The following is a 223-nucleotide window of genomic DNA, read 5'->3' on the forward strand; positions in this document are numbered from 1 at the left end:
CAGCCAGTTGTGCAGGTGGGCGTCGTCAGCGATCAGCTCCTTGACCTTGGCGTCGGTTTTGTAGATGTCTTCGGCATCGCCCGACAGCGCGACCCAGCGGAACGGGCCTACGCCACGGCAGAACAATGGGCGGATATAAGCCGGTACAAAACCAGGGAAGTCGAAGGCGTTTTCTACGCCCACTTCTTTGGCCATCTGACGAATGTTGTTGCCGTAGTCGAAG

1 pseudogene is annotated in these 223 nt (G+C 57.8%); it reads right to left on the reverse strand.

What is annotated here, in order from left to right:
• Nucleotides 1-223: pseudogene (locus KO536_RS24610) on the reverse strand (urocanate hydratase); the annotation flags it as partial.

The organism is Pseudomonas sp. NKUCC02_KPG (assembly GCF_019345465.1).
Taxonomy (GTDB): domain Bacteria; phylum Pseudomonadota; class Gammaproteobacteria; order Pseudomonadales; family Pseudomonadaceae; genus Aquipseudomonas.